The sequence below is a fragment of the Bradyrhizobium sp. CCGB20 genome (assembly GCF_024199855.1).
Lineage (GTDB): Bacteria > Pseudomonadota > Alphaproteobacteria > Rhizobiales > Xanthobacteraceae > Bradyrhizobium.
This window is the reverse complement of the sequence record NZ_JANADN010000001.1, coordinates 5269500-5284646: the sequence shown is the minus strand read 5'-3', so window position 1 is coordinate 5284646 and position 15147 is coordinate 5269500. Positions and strand designations below refer to the sequence as shown.

Here is a 15147-nt window from a genome sequence, read left to right as displayed (position 1 = left end):
TGATGATGTCGAATGGCCGGAGAGAAAGCCGGCGTCAGGAATGCCTCATGTTACGTTGTCATGCCCGCCGTGGCGTGAGCGTCGTTGCCGTTCAGGCCGCGCTGCTTGCGTCGTCGAGCGGAGCCTTTGCCCAAGCCAGCAATACCGAGCTTCCCGCGGTGACCGTCGAGGCGCCGCAGGCCGCCCGTGCCAAACCTGTGACCCGGTCTCTGCGCCAGCGATCCGCTTCGGCGGGCCGCGCGGCGAGGCCCGTTACGCCGGGCACAAGTGTCGGCGCGCCGACCCAGAACACGACCGAGACGGCGAGTGCAGCGCGAGCCGGCTTGAATCAGGCGCCTGCCGGCCAGACCGCGACGACGATCGATCGCAGCCAGTTCGTCAACCGCCCCGCGTTTTCGGTCAACGATGTCCTGCGGGACAGTCCGGGCATTTCGATCAAGCAGGGGAACGGCCCGCGCGATTTCGGCATCTCGATTCGCGGATCCAACGCGAGGAACGGCTTCGGCATCCGCAACCTCGTGATCTTCGACGACGGTTTTCCGGTGACGCAGCCGGACGGCCTGTCGCGGAGCGACCTGATCGATCCCCGCGCTTACGGCGCCATCGACGTGGTCCGAGGACCGTCGTCGGCGCTCTACGGCAACTACGCGACCGGCGGCGCGCTCAATTTCCGGACACGGCCGGGCGGCACGATCGATGGCGTCGAATATGGCGTCGACGGTGGCAGCTACGGCTACCTCAACAACTACCTCGCCGCCGGCAAGAAGGTCGGCAATTTCGAAGGCTCGTTGTTTGCAAGCGATGCGCGGGGCGACGGCTATATCGGCAATAGCTGGTTCAATACGCAGACCGTCAACTTCCTCGGCACGCTCAAGGCGACGCCGGACGACCGCTTCACGGTCAAGATCATCAACAACGATCTCAGCACGCGGTTGCCGATCCGGCAGTCGCTGAACCAGTACTATCAGAACCCGTTCCAGCAGGGCTGTGCGACCGGCGTCTCGGCCGCGGCCGGATGCGGCACGGTCACGCTGTTCAACAACGGCTTCAATGCAACCGCCGGAACCGACAAGGAGACGGCCGTGCAGGCCGGGCTTGGTCGCAACGACCGCCGCACCATCGTCGGCGGCCGGTGGGAGCACGATTTCGACAACACCACCACCTGGCGCAACCAGTTCGTGTTCGACGACCGGAATATCAGCCAGCCGACCGGCACGACCAGCGCGTTCGGAGATTTTCCTTCGTACAATTTCATGAGCGACGTCACCAGGCGCGGCGAGATTCTCGGGCTGGAGTCGACGACGTTCTTCGGCGCGTTCTACAATACCCTGACGGCCTCGAGCGATACGCGGAACGTGATGCCGGGAGGCAACGCGACGCTCGGCAGGCTCACGAACAATCTCTATAGCGAGACGTCCAACTACGGCGTCCGCGCGCGGGAGGAACTGAGGCTGACACCATCGTTGCTCGGCGTTGTCGGCATCGGCTGGGAGCAGACCGTCCTGAAGGGCATTAACACGGCCTACAGCTACTCCGGTCCGACGGGCGTCCTGGATCCTTTGAAGATCACGGCCGCGGACAGGCAATTCCAGAATACGGCGCCCGAGCTGGCCTTGCTTTATACGATCAACAGCGAATGGTTGCTCCGGGGCAGGGTTGCCACGGGGTACGGTACGCCGCAGGTTTCAAATCTATTCGTGTTGGCGAACGGGCAGTCGGGCAACAATACACAGCTCCAGGCGCAGAAAAATCTGGGCTACGATCTCGGCTTCGACTGGTCACCAAACAACACGCTCAAGGTCAGCGCGACCGGCTTCTACGAGTTCTTCCGCGACGAACTCGTATCGCAGGCAACGCCTGCCAATTCACCCAACACGAGCTATACGTTCAATGCGCCGCGCTCGGAGCACCGAGGTGTCGAGCTTGCGGCCGACTGGAAGTTCTATCCGGGCTGGCGGTTCATGGCGGCGTACACCTATCTCGACGAGGTCTACACCGAATATGTCGAGAACATCACCAATGGCGCGGTGTTCAGCTTCAACCGGGCCGGCAACAAGATTCCCGGCATCTCACCCAACGAGCTGACGGCCCGCATCGGCTACGACGAGTTCGCCGGGCCGCTGGCGGGCCTCGGAGGCTTTGTCGAGGTTCAGTGGAAGGACTCCTTCTACATGGACAACGCAAACCTGCTGAAAGCGCCGGGCTATGAGCTGGTCAATGTGAACGTCCACTACGCGACCGATCTGGTGTCCGACACGTTCAGATCCCTGAATCTGTTCCTCGAAGTCAGGAACGTGTTCGATCGTACCTACGTTGCGTCAGCCAACAACATCGCCAACACAGTGACGGCGGCAGGCCTTCAAAATCCTGCGAGCGTCCTCGCAAACACGACCGGCTCGATCTATGCGGGCTCGCCGCGCTTGTTCGTTGCGGGTATGAAGGTGGCGTTCAGATGATCCGGGCTCGCGAAGGGAACAGGGCTATGGTCCGAAGCGGCTTGCTCGGGATCGTCGCTCTTGCGTTTTTGCAGGGTGCGGCGCTTGCGCAGATGCACGGTCAGCATGCGTCGGAGGCGGCCTGTGACGAGCCGAAGCTGCGCTGCGCGACCAAGGTGACGCCCGCATTCGGCCCGGACGGAACGCTGTGGCTGGTCTGGATGGCGGGAGGGCAGGTCTCCGTTGCGAGTTCGCCAGATGCAGGGCGTAGTTTCTCGGCCCCCACCCAGGTTACGACGAAGCGGCTGAACCTTGATTGGGGGCCGGATGCCCGGCCGAAGATCGTGGTCGATCGCAAAGGAGACATCGCGCTCGCATTCTCGATCTTCAGGGACGAGGCCTTCAACGGCCAGGTGCTGTACACGCGATCCGACGACGGCGGAAAGAGTTTTGCGGAGCTGAAACCGATGACCGCAAACAACGAGAGCCAGCGTTTCGAGGCGCTGGCGCTCGATCAGGACGGAACGGTCTTCGCGGCCTGGCTGGACAAGCGCAATCGCGTCCCCGCGAAGGAGGCGGGGCGGAAGTACGAAGGGGCAGGGCTATTCTTTGCCTCGTCACGCGATGGCGGTGCCACCTACGCCGAGGCCGGTCTCGCGCGCGACAATACCTGCGAATGCTGCCGGCTGGGGTTGACCTTCGCGGCACCCGGGCGGCCGGCCGTGATCTTCAGGAACATTTTTGACGGCGGCGTGCGCGATCATGCGGTGATGACGTTTACCGACGTCGCGACGCCCGGTGAGCTCCATCGGGTCAGCAACGACGACTGGCAGATCAATGCCTGCCCGCATCACGGGCCGAGCCTCACCGTTGCGCCGAACGGGACCTATCACGTCGCCTGGTATACGAACGGGAAGGCGCGGAAGGGATTGTTCTATGCCCACTCGCGCGACGAAGGCCGAACGTTCTCCGCGCCCATGCCGCTTGGAGCGCCGGGGCGCAACCCGACGCGTCCTTACGTGCTTGCAGGCCTTTCCGGAACGGTGATGGTCTGGAAGGAGTTCGACGGTGAGAAGACTTCGGTTGAGATGACAATCTCCCGCGACGACGGCGAGACCTGGTCGCCGCCGAAGACGATCTCGAGCACGACCGACACCTCCGACCACCCCTTGCTCGTTTCCAACGGGCAGAAGACCTATCTGTCATGGATGACGAAAGCGGATGGCTATCGGCTCACAGCAATCGAGGACCAGCCATGAAACGTCGATTTGCAGGCATTCTGGGCCTGACCATCCTGATCGCGTCGGCATCTGTGCTTGAGGCGGGGCCGACGCTGAAGCCATTCGAGCGCGGCACCTGGCAGAGCGTGCTTAAGGGGCACGCCGGTCGCCCGACGCTCGTGCACTTCTGGGGCGTGACCTGCGGGCCGTGCAAGGTCGAGCTGCCGGAGCTCGGGCAGTTTGCAAAGGATCATCCCGGGATCGACGTCGTCACGATCAGCGCCGATCTCGTGCCGAACCTGCCGGCCGCGACACAATCGATGCTCGACAAGGCGGGACTATCGTCGACCGAGAACTTCATCTTCAGCGACGGCTTTGTCGAGCGTCTGCGGTTCGAGATCGATCCTGCCTGGCAGGGCGACATTCCCCGGACCATGCTCATCTCCCGGGACGGGACCATCACCACGATCGAAGGTTCGGCCGAAATGGCTGACCTTGAAAAGTGGTCGGGCCAACAGCTCGCCACACACTAAAATTCAATCTGCAAACGGGAAGACCGATATGAAGACGATGTTGAAAGATGTGATGTTCGCGGCGTTCGCTCTGGCGCTTTGCGCAGCGCCAGCGGTGGCCGACGATGTCAAGGCCGGCGATCTCGTCATCTCGCAGGCGTGGAGCCGGGCAACGCCGGGCGGCGCCAAGGTCGCGGGCGGCTATCTCACCATCGAGAACAAGGGGACGACGGCCGACAGGCTGGTCAGCGTTTCCGCCGATATCGCGGGGAAGGCCGAGGTGCACGAGATGGCGATGGACAACGGCGTGATGAAGATGCGCCAGTTGGACAAGGGTCTCGTCATCGATCCCGGCAAGACGGTGAAGCTCGCACCTGGCGGCAATCACCTGATGCTGCAGGAGCTGAAGGGCCCGTTCAAGCAGGGCGACAAGGTGCCGGTGACGCTTCAGTTCGAGAAAGCCGGCAAGGTCGCGGTCTCCCTCGACGTGCAGGGCGTCGGCGCGCAGGCGCCCGGCGACGGCGGACACATGATGAAGAAAATGCCTGATCATTCGGGAATGAAGATGTGATGAAACAGATCAAGTCTGCCATGACCTCGCGTCGAAATTTTGCGAGCCTTGCGCTCGCCACGGCCGCGTTGCTGTCGGTTGCCGCCACACCGCTTGCGGCGGCGACGGACGACGACAGCTTCTTCACCCACCTGCACACCGAGAAGGCGATGGCCAATGTCACGGTCTCGCCGGGGCGCGCCGGCCCGGTCGAGATTGCCATCCAGCTCGAAACGACGGACGAGACGCCGCTGACGGCCAAAGCCGTATCGGTGACGCTCGTGGACACGCAGTCCGGCAGGAAGCTCGCGCCGGTCGAGGCTTCGCGCGACGGCGAGGACGGCTGGCACGTTAAGGTCGCACAATTGACGCCGGGCCGCTGGATGCTGGGTCTCGGAATTTCGATCTCCGAGGCCGATCATGTCAGCATTGAATCGCCGATCCTGATCAAATGACGATGTCGAAGGGGCCGAACATGCTGACGCGATCCTGCCTGATCCTGACGGCCGCACTCGCCGCATCGCCCGCGGCGGCGCATATCACGCTCGAGACCAAGCAGGCGGCGGTCGGTTCCTCCTACAAGGCCGTCTTTGCCGTGCCGCATGGCTGCAAGGGCTCGCCCACGGTGAAGATCCGCGTGCAAATTCCGGAAGGCGTGATTGCGGTGAAGCCGATGCCGAAGGCGGGCTGGAGCGTCGACGTCGTCGAAGGCAAATATGCCAATGAGTATGATTACCACGGCAACAAGCTCACCTCCGGCATCAAGGAGGTGGCCTGGTCCGGCGGCAAGCTGCCGGATCACAATTACGACGAGTTCGTCATCAGCAGCTTTCTCACGGGCGGCCTGAAGCCGAACACGACCCTGTATTTCCCGGTCGTCTAGGAATGCGAGACCGGCGTCAGCCGCTGGATCGAGATTCCGGCGGAGGGGGCAGGGCATTCGCACGAAGGCAACTCGCCGGCGCCGGGCGTGAAGCTGCTGCCAAAGCCCTGATGCGCCTGCTTGCCGCGCTCGCGACGCTGCTTCTCGTGGTCGGCTTCGCGACCGGCGCCTCGGCGCACGCGGCGCTCGTCGCGGTCGAGCCGGCGAGCGGCAGCATGCTTGCGGCGGTGCCGAAGGCGGTGGAGCTGCGCTTCAACGAGGCGGTGACGCCGGGCGCGATCCGGCTGATCGACGGCACGGGCAGGGCGCGGGACGATGCGCGCGTCAGCGCATCCGGTGAGACCATTTCGGTCGCGATGCCTGCGGACCTGCCGCAAGGCACTGCGGTCGTCAGCTATCGCGTGATCTCGCAGGACGGCCATCCGGTCGCGGGATCGGTGATCTTCTCGATCGGCATGCCGACGGGAACGCAACCTCCTGCCAATGTGAACGGCGGATTGAATGCGCTGATCTGGCTGGCTCGGGTCGGCCTCTATCTCGGGCTATTTGTCGGCGTCGGCGGCGTGTTCTTCGCGCGATGGGTTGCGTGGTCGATGGCCGGCATGACTGTGTCACGCGTGGCGCTCGCGATCGGCCTTCCGAGCGCGGTTGCGTCGCTTGGTGCGCTGGGCCTCGACCTTCTCGGATTGCCAATGGCGGCCCTCATGACGGCCGCTCCCTGGAAGGTCGCATTCGCGACCAGTGCCGGTCCTGCGCTCCTGGTTGCCATCGCTGCGATGCTGCTCGCGGTGATGGCGCTGCACAGCGCATGGTATGCGCGCGCTCTTGCGATCTTGGCCTTCGTCGGCGTCGGCCTGTCGCTCGCCATGACCGGGCACGCTGCCACCGCACCGCCCGAGGCGCTGACGCGGCCGGCGATCTTTCTCCATGGTCTCGGCGTCGCCTTCTGGATCGGAGCCCTGGCGCCGCTCGTGGCGCTGGTGTCGAACCCGACGGCTGCGACACTACCGGTCGTGAACCGCTTTTCCCGTATTGCCGCGCTGGCGGTCGGTGTGCTGGCCTTGACGGGTCTTGGCCTCGCGATCGTCCAACTCGAAAAGCCGTCCGCGCTGGTCGAGACGCGTTACGGCCTCATCCTCTCGGTCAAGCTTGGATTGGTGACTGTGCTGCTGGCGCTTGCCGCGCTCAATCGGTTCCGGCTGACGCCAGGCTTGGCGCGGGACAAGAACGCAGCGACCGCGCTCAAGCCCTCGATCCTGTTCGAATGCGCAATCGCGATCGCCATTTTCGCCGTCGTGGCCGGCTGGCGCTTCACGCCGCCACCGCGGACCATCGTTCCGGAGACGCCCTTGGCGATCCACATCCACTCCGACAAGGCGATGTTCCAGGTTCTGGTGTCCCCCGGGAAGGCCGGCGTCGACGATTTCGTGCTCCAGCTCATGACCGGCGATGCGACTCCGCTGACAGCCAAGGAGGTGACGCTGACCCTGAGCCTGCCCGAGCGCGGCATCGAGCCGATGGAGCGGGGCGCCTCGCTCGGGCCGGACGGTTACTGGCATGTGCGCAAGGTCGAGCTTCCGTTTGCGGGACGGTGGCATGTGCGGATCGAGGCGCTGGTGACCGATTTCGAGAAGGTGACGCTGGAGGACGAGCTCGAAGTGGCGCCGCCTTAATACGCGCCGCTTGCCGCTAAGCTGAACCTGAAGTCGACGGAAAAATGACAGGAATTCCGCTGCGTTAGCGGCTTTTCCTCATTCCCGGTCTTGTGTTTTCGCTCTCAATCCGCTTTCACTGCAGGCGATCACTGATTCCCAGAGTATCGCCATGCGGTTGTCACGGTTCTTTCTGCCCATCCTGAAGGAAAATCCGAAAGAGGCGGAGATCGTCTCGCATCGGCTGATGCTGCGCGCCGGCATGATCCGGCAGGAGGCGGCCGGCATCTATGCCTGGCTGCCGCTCGGCTTCCGCGTGCTGAAGAAGATCGAGCAGATCGTGCGCGAGGAGCAGGACCGCTCCGGCGCGCTGGAACTCCTGATGCCGACGCTCCAGCTCGCCGATCTCTGGCGCGAAAGCGGCCGCTACGACGCCTACGGTCCGGAGATGCTGCGCATCGCCGACCGTCACAAGCGCGAGCTTTTGTACGGGCCGACCAACGAGGAAATGATCACCGAGATCTTCCGCGCCTACGTCAAGTCCTACAAGAACCTGCCGCTCAATCTCTATCATATCCAATGGAAATTCCGCGACGAGCAGCGTCCGCGCTTCGGCGTGATGCGCGGCCGCGAGTTCCTGATGAAGGATGCCTATTCCTTCGATCTCAACGAGGCCGCCGCGCGCGTTGCCTACAACAAGATGTTCGTGGCGTATTTGCGCACCTTCGCGCGGATGGGGCTGAAGGCGATCCCGATGCGCGCCGAGACCGGCCCGATCGGCGGCGATCTCAGCCACGAGTTCATCGTTCTCGCCGAGACCGGCGAATCCGGCGTGTTCATCAATCGCGACGTGCTCGACCTGCCGGTGCCGGGTGAGGACGTCGACTATGACAGCGACCTGACCCCGATCATCAAGCAGTGGACCTCGGTCTATGCGGCGACGGAAGACGTGCACGATGCCGCGCGCTTCGAGCAGGAAGTGCCGGCGGAGAAGCGGGTGAATACCCGCGGCATCGAGGTCGGGCAGATCTTCTATTTCGGCACGAAATATTCCGACGCGATGAAGGCCCTCGTGGCCGGTCCCGACGGCGTCGACGTGCCGATCCACGGCGGCTCCTACGGCGTCGGTGTTTCGCGCCTGCTGGGTGCGATCATCGAGGCCTGCCATGACGATGCCGGCATCAAATGGCCGGAAGCGGTTGCCCCGTTCCGCGTGTCGATCCTCAACCTGAAGCAGGGCGATGCCGCGGTCGATGCAGCCTGCGAGAAGCTCTATGCCGAGCTCACGGCCAAGGGCGTCGACGTGCTCTACGACGACACCGACCAGCGCGCCGGCGCCAAGTTCGCCGCCGCCGACCTGATCGGCATCCCCTGGCAGATCATGATCGGGCCGAAGGGGCTCGCCGACGGCAAGGTCGAGATCAAGCGGCGAAGTGACGGCTCCCGCGAGACCATGTCGCCTGCCGACGCGGTCGCCCGGCTGGTCGGCTGAATATTGTTCATCGCCCGATATCGCGGCCGCCAATCCGGCCACAATTGACCCCGAATCATGGGATTATCGAGCGATGGATGAAACCATGACCGAAACCGTTCCAACCCGGCCTTTTGCACCATTCGAATGGATGTTGTCGGCGCGCTACCTGCGGGCGCGCCGCAAGGAAGGATTCATCTCGGTCATCGCCGGGTTCTCCTTTCTCGGCATCATGCTGGGCGTGGCGACGCTGATCATCGTCATGGCCGTGATGAACGGCTTCCGGAAAGAGCTGCTCGACAAGATTTTGGGCCTCAACGGCCACATCCTGGTGCAGCCGCTGGAATCGCCGCTGACCGACTGGAAAGACGTCGCTGACCGTCTCAGCCAGGTCCAGGGCATCCGGCTCGCCGCGCCCGTCGTGGATGGCCAGGCGCTGGCGTCCTCGCCGTGGAACGCCTCGGGCGTGCTGGTCCGCGGCATCCGCTCCGACGACCTCAACAACCTCACCTCGATCGCCAAGAACATCAAGCAGGGCTCGCTGGAGGGCTTTGACGACGGGCAGGGCGTCGCGATCGGCCGGCGTCTCGCCGACCAGCTCTCGCTGCATGCCGGCGACAGCGTGACGCTGGTGGCGCCGAAGGGCGCGGTCACGCCGATGGGCACCACGCCGCGCATCAAGCCTTACAAGATCGTGGCGGTGTTCGAGATCGGCATGTCCGAATACGATCTCGGTTTCGTGTTCATGCCGCTGGCGGAGGCGCAGGCCTATTTCAACCGCAGCAACGACGTCACCTCGATCGAGGTGTTCACCACCAATCCCGACAAGATCGACGCCTTCCGCAAGGCGGTGACGGAGGCGGCGGGCCGGCCGGTGTTCCTGGTCGACTGGCGGCAGCGCAACTCGACCTTCTTCAACGCGCTCCAGGTCGAGCGCAACGTGATGTTCCTGATCCTGACCATGATCGTGCTGGTCGCCGCGCTGAACATCGTCTCCGGCCTGATCATGCTGGTGAAGGACAAGGGCAGCGACATCGCGATCCTGCGCACGATGGGCGCCTCGCAGGGTTCGATCATGCGCGTCTTCCTGATCACGGGCGCCTCGATCGGCGTGGTCGGCACGCTGGTCGGCTTCTTCGTCGGCCTCGTGATCTGCCTCAACATCGAGTCCATCCGGCAATTCCTGTCGTGGCTGACCAGCACCGAGCTGTTCTCGCCGGAGCTCTACTTCCTGTCGAAACTGCCCGCCGAGATCGACGTCGGCGAGACCACGGCGGTCGTCATCATGGCGCTGACGCTGTCGTTCCTTGCGACGCTGTACCCGTCGTGGCGCGCCGCGCGGCTCGATCCCGTCGAAGCGCTGCGGTACGAGTGAGGGGCTGATGGAGCAGCAGCAGGGGGCGGAAGATGTACCGGTCATTTATCTCCACGAGATAAAGCGGCAGTACTTGCAGGGCGAGGTGCCGCTGACGATCCTCGATAACGCCAAGCTCGCGCTGTGGGCGGGCCAGTCGGTCGCGCTGGTGGCGCCGTCGGGCTCGGGCAAGTCGACGTTGCTGCACATCGCGGGGCTTCTGGAAGCGCCCGATTCCGGCGAGGTCTACGTCAATGGCGCGCCGACCTCGCAGCTGCCCGACATCGAGCGCACCCAGCTCCGCCGCACCGATATCGGCTTCGTCTACCAGTCGCACCGGCTGCTGCCGGAGTTCACGGCGCTCGAAAACGTCATGATGCCGCAGATGATCCGCGGCCTGAAGAAGTCCGAGAGCGTCAAACGCGCCAAGGAGATCCTTGGCTATCTCGGCCTCGGCGACCGCATCACCCATCGCCCGGCCGAGCTGTCGGGCGGCGAGCAGCAGCGCGTTGCCATCGCCCGGGCGGTGGCCAACGCGCCGCGCGTGCTGTTTGCGGACGAGCCGACCGGCAACCTCGATCCGCACACCGCCGATCACGTGTTCCAGGCCCTGATGCAGCTGGTCAAGGCGACCAAGGTCTCCATGCTGATCGCGACCCACAACATGGAGCTCGCCGGCCGCATGGACCGGCGCGTGTCGCTGTCGAACGGCCAGGTCGTCGAGCTCGAATAACAAAACTGCGACCGGTTACGGCCTGATCACCGTCAATTTGAACGGTCCGCCATTGGCCGCGGCGTGGTCCACCGCCTCGTTGGCGTGGTCGAGGTCGAAGGCCGTCGTCTCGTACTCGTCGAGCCGCAACAGCCCGGATCGCACCAGCGCGATCAGGCGGCTCGCCGCATCCGGCGGATACATCCAGACGCCGTGGATGCTGATGCAGTTGCGCATGATCCAGGGGTAGGACAATTCGAGGCCCGCGCCGCCCGCCATGCCGACGCCACCCATCAGCACGACGCGGCCGTAGGCGCGCACCGTCATGATCGCCGCGCGCACCACGTTCGTGCTTACCGAGGGCGGCATGATGTCGAACACGCAATCGATCGGCCCCGGTGCAGCGCGCTTCATGGCCTCGCAGTCGTCGCTCTCGTTGCCGGTGAGTTTTACGGGCTTCACCCGATTGCCGAAGCGGCGGACGAGGTCGGCCAGGATTTTCTCGTTGCGGCCGGGCGCGACCACGCAGGCCGCGCCCATCGCGAGCGCCACTGACACGGCTGCGCTGCCAAAATTGCCGGTGGCTCCGCTCACCAGCACGGTCTCACCCGGTTGCAGGTTGGCGGCGAGGAAGCCGCCATAGGGCACCAGCAGCGTCCCCAGCGCGCACCATTGCGTCGCTTCCTCGGACGTGATCGCGCCGAGCCGCTTGACGTTCTCCGTCGGCACCCGCATCTGCTCGGCGAACGAGCCGCCGCGAAAATGCTTTTGCAGGCGCATGCCGCCGGGACCGGCGGCGGTCAGGCCTTGCAGGGCGATGTCGGGCGCAACCGCGTCGTCGCGGGAACGCACCGTCGGATCGCAGAACACCCACTCCCCGACCGCGAGCTTGGTTGCGTCCGGGCCGATGGCGCGCACCCGGCCGATGCCGCCCGGGCCCGGGATGATCGGAAGGTCGAGCGCATAATTGCGCAACCCGCTGAAGACCTCGTTCATGTAGGAGAGGACGCGCGTGGCGACGACGTCGACGACGACCTCGCCGGTGCCGAGCACCGGGTCCGGGGCATTCTCGATCACAAGCGGGGATCCAAAGGATTTGAGTACGGCAGCTTTCATGGCTTCGTCTTTCTTCTTGCACCTCAAAGTCGGGTGAAGGGCATATGCGCCGCCTTGGAAGGGCCGGGAAGGCCTGGTATTATCCTAGTATTCCGGAAGCCCTCCATGCGGGAGCGACATCATGGCCGACCCACGCCGCGTCGAATTCGGCGATTTCCTCCGTTCCCGCCGCGAAAAGCTGACGCCCAAGACGGTCGGGCTTCCTGCAGGGAGCCGGCGCCGCACCGCAGGGCTCCGCCGCGAGGAGGTCGCGCAGCTCGCCGGCATCGGCGTCGACTGGTACATCCGCCTCGAGCAGGGCCGCACCGTCAGCCCGTCGGTCACCACCGTCGATGCGCTGGCTCGCGCGCTGCGGCTCAGCAAGACCGAGCACGCGCATCTCAAGGCGCTGGCGCGCGACGGCGACAAGCGCACGTTCGTGCGCGAGATCGTGCCGCCGGCGATCCTGCGGCTGATCGAGAGCCTGCCGCATCCGGCCTACATCACGGGGCGGCGCTGGGACGTGCTGGCCTGGAACGAAGCCGCCGAGCAGGTTTTTGCGTTCGGGCGGCTGCCGGAGGCGGATCGCAACACGATGCTGCTGATGATGACCAACAAGCAGACGCGCAAGGCCTACGGCGCAGGCTGGGCGGAGGTCGCCAAGCGCATGGTCGCGATGTTCCGCGCCACCCACGACGTCTGGGCCGGCGACCCCGCGTTCGCGGAGTTGCTGGCGCGGCTGCGGCAGGGCAGTCCGGAATTCGTCAAATGGTGGGAGGCCCACGAGATCCGCGGCACTTGGTCAGGCCTGAAGACCATGTCGCATCCGACTCTCGGCGTGCTGCATTTCGAGCACACGAGCTTCCAGGCCAATGACGACCCCGCGCTGAAGCTGGTGATTTATACGCCGGTCTAGGGTGACCAAGCTCACAGAGTGATCGCTTGCCTTTCAGCAGGCTCTCCCTACGCCGCGACCTCAAGGGACTGCAGCGAAGAACCCGTCCTCAAGGCTGCATTCCCTGGCCGTTGGCGGCCTTCACCGCGCCCTGCGTCGTCCGCTCGCGCGGGCAAATGCGGAAACCCTTCAACACCATCCGCAACGCGTGCCAATGGATGCCCGCGATGACTTTCAACGTCAGCAACGGGTGGCCCGCGAAAGCCTTGATCAAGGCTCTATCGGTTAATTCGTGACGCGTTCCCGACAGCGATGCTGCAATGACGGTTCTGTCGTTCTGTTTGCCGTGAATGGAAACCTCGACCTGTAGGCCCGGGGGCCGGACGCGAAATGCATATGACATGTCCATGCCGAGAAACGGCGAGACGTAAAACTCCTTGGGGCAATGTTGCTCGATGAACTCTGTCGCAGCGCCATGGACCGGCATCACATAGCTGTGTCGCTCGCCGAAGGTGTTGTGAACCTCATAGATGATCGCTTCCAGCGAGCCGTCGATCCTCAAGCAAAAATAGACGCTCAATGGATTGAAGCCGTAGCCGAGGATGCGTGGCATGCAGAGCAGCTTGATCGCGATCCGATCTGTTTGGCATCCGGCTCGCCGCAGCAGAGTCTGAGCCTGAGTCAGAAGCGGAACGCCGCTGCCGTCGCCATGGTCAGCGTCGAAGAAGCTGGCGAGGTTGAATCGGTTGCGTGAAAAGAACTTGACGCGTTTCGAGAGGTCGTCGACGTCGTTCAGATCGAGTAACATCCAGAATACCCGGTAGCGCAGTTGATGCGTCCGGGGCGCGAAGCGGCGGTGAACCACCCGGCCAGTGTAGAGGCACGAAGAGAGCGTCATGCGGCAAGTCGTCCGGTCTGATGACGGATCGTATCGTCGATGTAGATGCGGCCGGACTCGTTTTCCACCTGCCATGGCCGCCTGAGACCTCCGAGCGTCTCGGCGACGGCGAGCCCCGACTGCAGGCCGTCTTCATGAAAGCCGGCTCCGAAATACGAGCCGCAGAACCACGTGCGATCCTGGCCTTGCAGCGACCACAAGCGGCGCTGTGCGCTCATGGCCGCGGCGTCGAAGATCGGGTGGTCGTAATATTCCTCGTGCAAGACCTGTTTCGGCTCGGCCGAGGGATTGAGCGTCACGAACAAATTCTGCGTCGTCGGGAGGTGCTGAAGGGCATTCATCCAGTAGCTCACGGTCGGGTTTTCAGCGGCGCCTCTGCCTCCGATGTAGTTCCAGCTCGCCCATGCCGCCTTGCGCTGCGGCATCAGCGTGGGGTCGCTGTGGAGAACGGCGCGGTTTTGGCTGTAGCGGAATGCCCCAAGCAGACTTCGCTCGTGTGCGGTGGGGGCTTCCAGCAACGCAAGCGCCTGGTCGGCATGCGCCGCGATCACCACGTCGTCGAAATGGTCCGAATGGCCGCCGCAATACCTGACCTCGACGCCATCCTGCACGCGCCGGATGGCCGTGACACCGCAGGCAACACGGACGGTGTCCCTGAAACGATGAGTCAGTGCTTCGACATAAGTCCGGCTGCCGCCGATGACCGTCCGCCATTGCGGTCGGTTGCGCAAGCGCAGCAGCCCGTGATTGTCGTGAAAGCGAATGAACGAGGCTGCCGGATATTGCAGCATCAGGCTGGGCGAGGCCGACCAGATCGCTGCGGCCATCGGCAGCAGATGGTCACTGCGAAAGACCTCGCCGTAATAGCCGGCGTCGAGATATTGCTCGAGGGAGGAGAGATCGTCGAGGGACGACAGGTCCCGCGGCGCTTCGCGATAGAAACGCCAGAGATCGCCGAGCATCGACCAGAAGCGTGGGCGGAAAACATTGCTGCGCTGGGCAAACAACCCGTTCAGGCTGCTCCCTGAATATTCCAGCTCGCCTTCTTCGAGGGAAACCGCGAACGACATGTCGGAGGCGTGCGTCGGGATACCGAGACGGGCGAACAGCGCGGTGAGATTGGGATAGGTTTTCTCGTTGTAGACGATGAACCCGGTGTCGACCGGAACGACCCCATCGGGGGTCCTGACCTCGACGGTATTGGAATGGCCGCCGAGCCGCCGGTGGCGTTCATAGACCGTTACGTCGTGTCGCTGGCTCAGGAGCCATGCCGCAGACATCCCGGAGATACCGGTTCCAATGACGGCAATCCGCTTCCGTGGCCCGTTCTCGCGCTGCATCCGTCCCCGTCCTCGTGGCTATGGTCGATCCACTTTGCGTTCCAGGGCAGATACGGACGAGAAATGGATTTGGATCACGTCCGGGGCGCGGTGATCCAAAGCCGAGGCGGGAGCGTATCGTTGTGTATGC

13 protein-coding genes and 1 pseudogene are annotated in these 15147 nt (G+C 64.1%); 11 read left to right on the top strand and 3 right to left on the bottom strand.

Features of this window, described 5'->3' with window-relative positions; genetic code table 11:
• Positions 1–47: 47 nt before the first annotated feature.
• From NLM15_RS24500 to NLM15_RS24455, 10 genes and pseudogenes are all read left to right on the top strand, one after another.
• Entirely contained in the window at positions 48–2456 is a 2409-nt protein-coding gene (locus NLM15_RS24500) for a TonB-dependent receptor (RefSeq protein WP_254120012.1), read from the top strand.
• 26 nt (positions 2457–2482) lie between these two features.
• Entirely contained in the window at positions 2483–3694 is a 1212-nt protein-coding gene (locus NLM15_RS24495) for a sialidase family protein (RefSeq protein WP_254120011.1), read from the top strand.
• Positions 3691–4188 (top strand): TlpA disulfide reductase family protein, encoded by a 498-nt coding sequence (locus NLM15_RS24490; RefSeq protein WP_254120010.1) that lies wholly within the window; start codon positions 3691–3693, stop codon positions 4186–4188. Before NLM15_RS24495 ends, NLM15_RS24490 begins: the two co-directional genes overlap by 4 nt.
• A gap of 28 nt (positions 4189–4216) precedes the next feature.
• On the top strand, positions 4217–4738 hold the full coding sequence (locus tag NLM15_RS24485; protein WP_254120009.1) for a copper chaperone PCu(A)C: 522 nt from the start codon (positions 4217–4219) through the stop codon (positions 4736–4738).
• Entirely contained in the window at positions 4738–5172 is a 435-nt protein-coding gene (locus tag NLM15_RS24480) for a hypothetical protein (protein ID WP_254120008.1), read from the top strand. Before NLM15_RS24485 ends, NLM15_RS24480 begins: the two co-directional genes overlap by 1 nt.
• A gap of 20 nt (positions 5173–5192) precedes the next feature.
• Positions 5193–5711 (top strand): annotated as a pseudogene (locus NLM15_RS24475) (YcnI family protein).
• Positions 5711–7273 carry a CopD family protein gene (locus tag NLM15_RS24470; protein WP_254120007.1) on the top strand — a complete coding sequence of 521 codons (1563 nt, stop codon included), beginning with the start codon at positions 5711–5713 and terminating at the stop codon, positions 7271–7273. Before NLM15_RS24475 ends, NLM15_RS24470 begins: the two are co-directional and overlap by 1 nt.
• A 151-nt stretch (positions 7274–7424) precedes the next feature.
• A complete protein-coding gene (gene proS / locus NLM15_RS24465) occupies positions 7425–8744 on the top strand; it encodes a proline--tRNA ligase (RefSeq protein ID WP_254120006.1) in 1320 nt (439 codons plus the stop codon).
• 73 nt (positions 8745–8817) lie between these two features.
• The gene (locus NLM15_RS24460; RefSeq protein ID WP_254120005.1) at positions 8818–10098 is read left to right on the top strand and encodes a lipoprotein-releasing ABC transporter permease subunit; all 1281 of its coding nucleotides are present in this window, start codon (positions 8818–8820) and stop codon (positions 10096–10098) included.
• Positions 10099–10105: 7 nt separating this feature from the next.
• Positions 10106–10810 carry an ABC transporter ATP-binding protein gene (locus NLM15_RS24455; protein WP_254120004.1) on the top strand — a complete coding sequence of 235 codons (705 nt, stop codon included), beginning with the start codon at positions 10106–10108 and terminating at the stop codon, positions 10808–10810.
• A gap of 15 nt (positions 10811–10825) precedes the next feature.
• On the opposite strand, the gene NLM15_RS24450 is transcribed toward NLM15_RS24455, so the two are convergent.
• The gene (locus tag NLM15_RS24450) at positions 10826–11905 is read right to left on the bottom strand and encodes a zinc-binding alcohol dehydrogenase family protein (protein WP_254120003.1); all 1080 of its coding nucleotides are present in this window, start codon (positions 11903–11905) and stop codon (positions 10826–10828) included.
• A gap of 121 nt (positions 11906–12026) precedes the next feature.
• On the opposite strand from NLM15_RS24450, the gene NLM15_RS24445 reads away from it, so the two are divergent.
• Positions 12027–12800 (top strand): helix-turn-helix transcriptional regulator, encoded by a 774-nt coding sequence (locus NLM15_RS24445; RefSeq protein ID WP_254120002.1) that lies wholly within the window; start codon positions 12027–12029, stop codon positions 12798–12800.
• Positions 12801–12888: 88 nt separating this feature from the next.
• Here NLM15_RS24445 and NLM15_RS24440 read toward each other — a convergent pair whose 3' ends face one another.
• Complete coding sequence (locus tag NLM15_RS24440; protein ID WP_254120001.1) at positions 12889–13677, bottom strand: DUF1365 domain-containing protein; 789 nt, start codon at positions 13675–13677, stop codon at positions 12889–12891.
• The gene (locus tag NLM15_RS24435; protein ID WP_254120000.1) at positions 13674–15017 is read right to left on the bottom strand and encodes an NAD(P)/FAD-dependent oxidoreductase; all 1344 of its coding nucleotides are present in this window, start codon (positions 15015–15017) and stop codon (positions 13674–13676) included. Before NLM15_RS24435 ends, NLM15_RS24440 begins: the two co-directional genes overlap by 4 nt.
• Positions 15018–15147 lie beyond the last annotated feature (130 nt).

Bases quoted from the DNA above. Each gene is read 5' to 3' on its own strand.
- NLM15_RS24500 (WP_254120012.1), top strand. From the start codon at position 48: ATGTTACGTTGTCATGCCCGCCGTGGCGTGAGCGTCGTTGCCGTTCAG.
- NLM15_RS24495 (WP_254120011.1), top strand. From the start codon at position 2,483: ATGGTCCGAAGCGGCTTGCTCGGGATCGTCGCTCTTGCGTTTTTGCAG.
- NLM15_RS24490 (WP_254120010.1), top strand. From the start codon at position 3,691: ATGAAACGTCGATTTGCAGGCATTCTGGGCCTGACCATCCTGATCGCG.
- NLM15_RS24485 (WP_254120009.1), top strand. From the start codon at position 4,217: ATGAAGACGATGTTGAAAGATGTGATGTTCGCGGCGTTCGCTCTGGCG.
- NLM15_RS24480 (WP_254120008.1), top strand. From the start codon at position 4,738: ATGAAACAGATCAAGTCTGCCATGACCTCGCGTCGAAATTTTGCGAGC.
- NLM15_RS24470 (WP_254120007.1), top strand. From the start codon at position 5,711: ATGCGCCTGCTTGCCGCGCTCGCGACGCTGCTTCTCGTGGTCGGCTTC.
- proS (WP_254120006.1), top strand. From the start codon at position 7,425: ATGCGGTTGTCACGGTTCTTTCTGCCCATCCTGAAGGAAAATCCGAAA.
- NLM15_RS24460 (WP_254120005.1), top strand. From the start codon at position 8,818: ATGGATGAAACCATGACCGAAACCGTTCCAACCCGGCCTTTTGCACCA.
- NLM15_RS24455 (WP_254120004.1), top strand. From the start codon at position 10,106: ATGGAGCAGCAGCAGGGGGCGGAAGATGTACCGGTCATTTATCTCCAC.
- NLM15_RS24450 (WP_254120003.1), bottom strand. From the start codon at position 11,905: ATGAAAGCTGCCGTACTCAAATCCTTTGGATCCCCGCTTGTGATCGAG.
- NLM15_RS24445 (WP_254120002.1), top strand. From the start codon at position 12,027: ATGGCCGACCCACGCCGCGTCGAATTCGGCGATTTCCTCCGTTCCCGC.
- NLM15_RS24440 (WP_254120001.1), bottom strand. From the start codon at position 13,677: ATGACGCTCTCTTCGTGCCTCTACACTGGCCGGGTGGTTCACCGCCGC.
- NLM15_RS24435 (WP_254120000.1), bottom strand. From the start codon at position 15,017: ATGCAGCGCGAGAACGGGCCACGGAAGCGGATTGCCGTCATTGGAACC.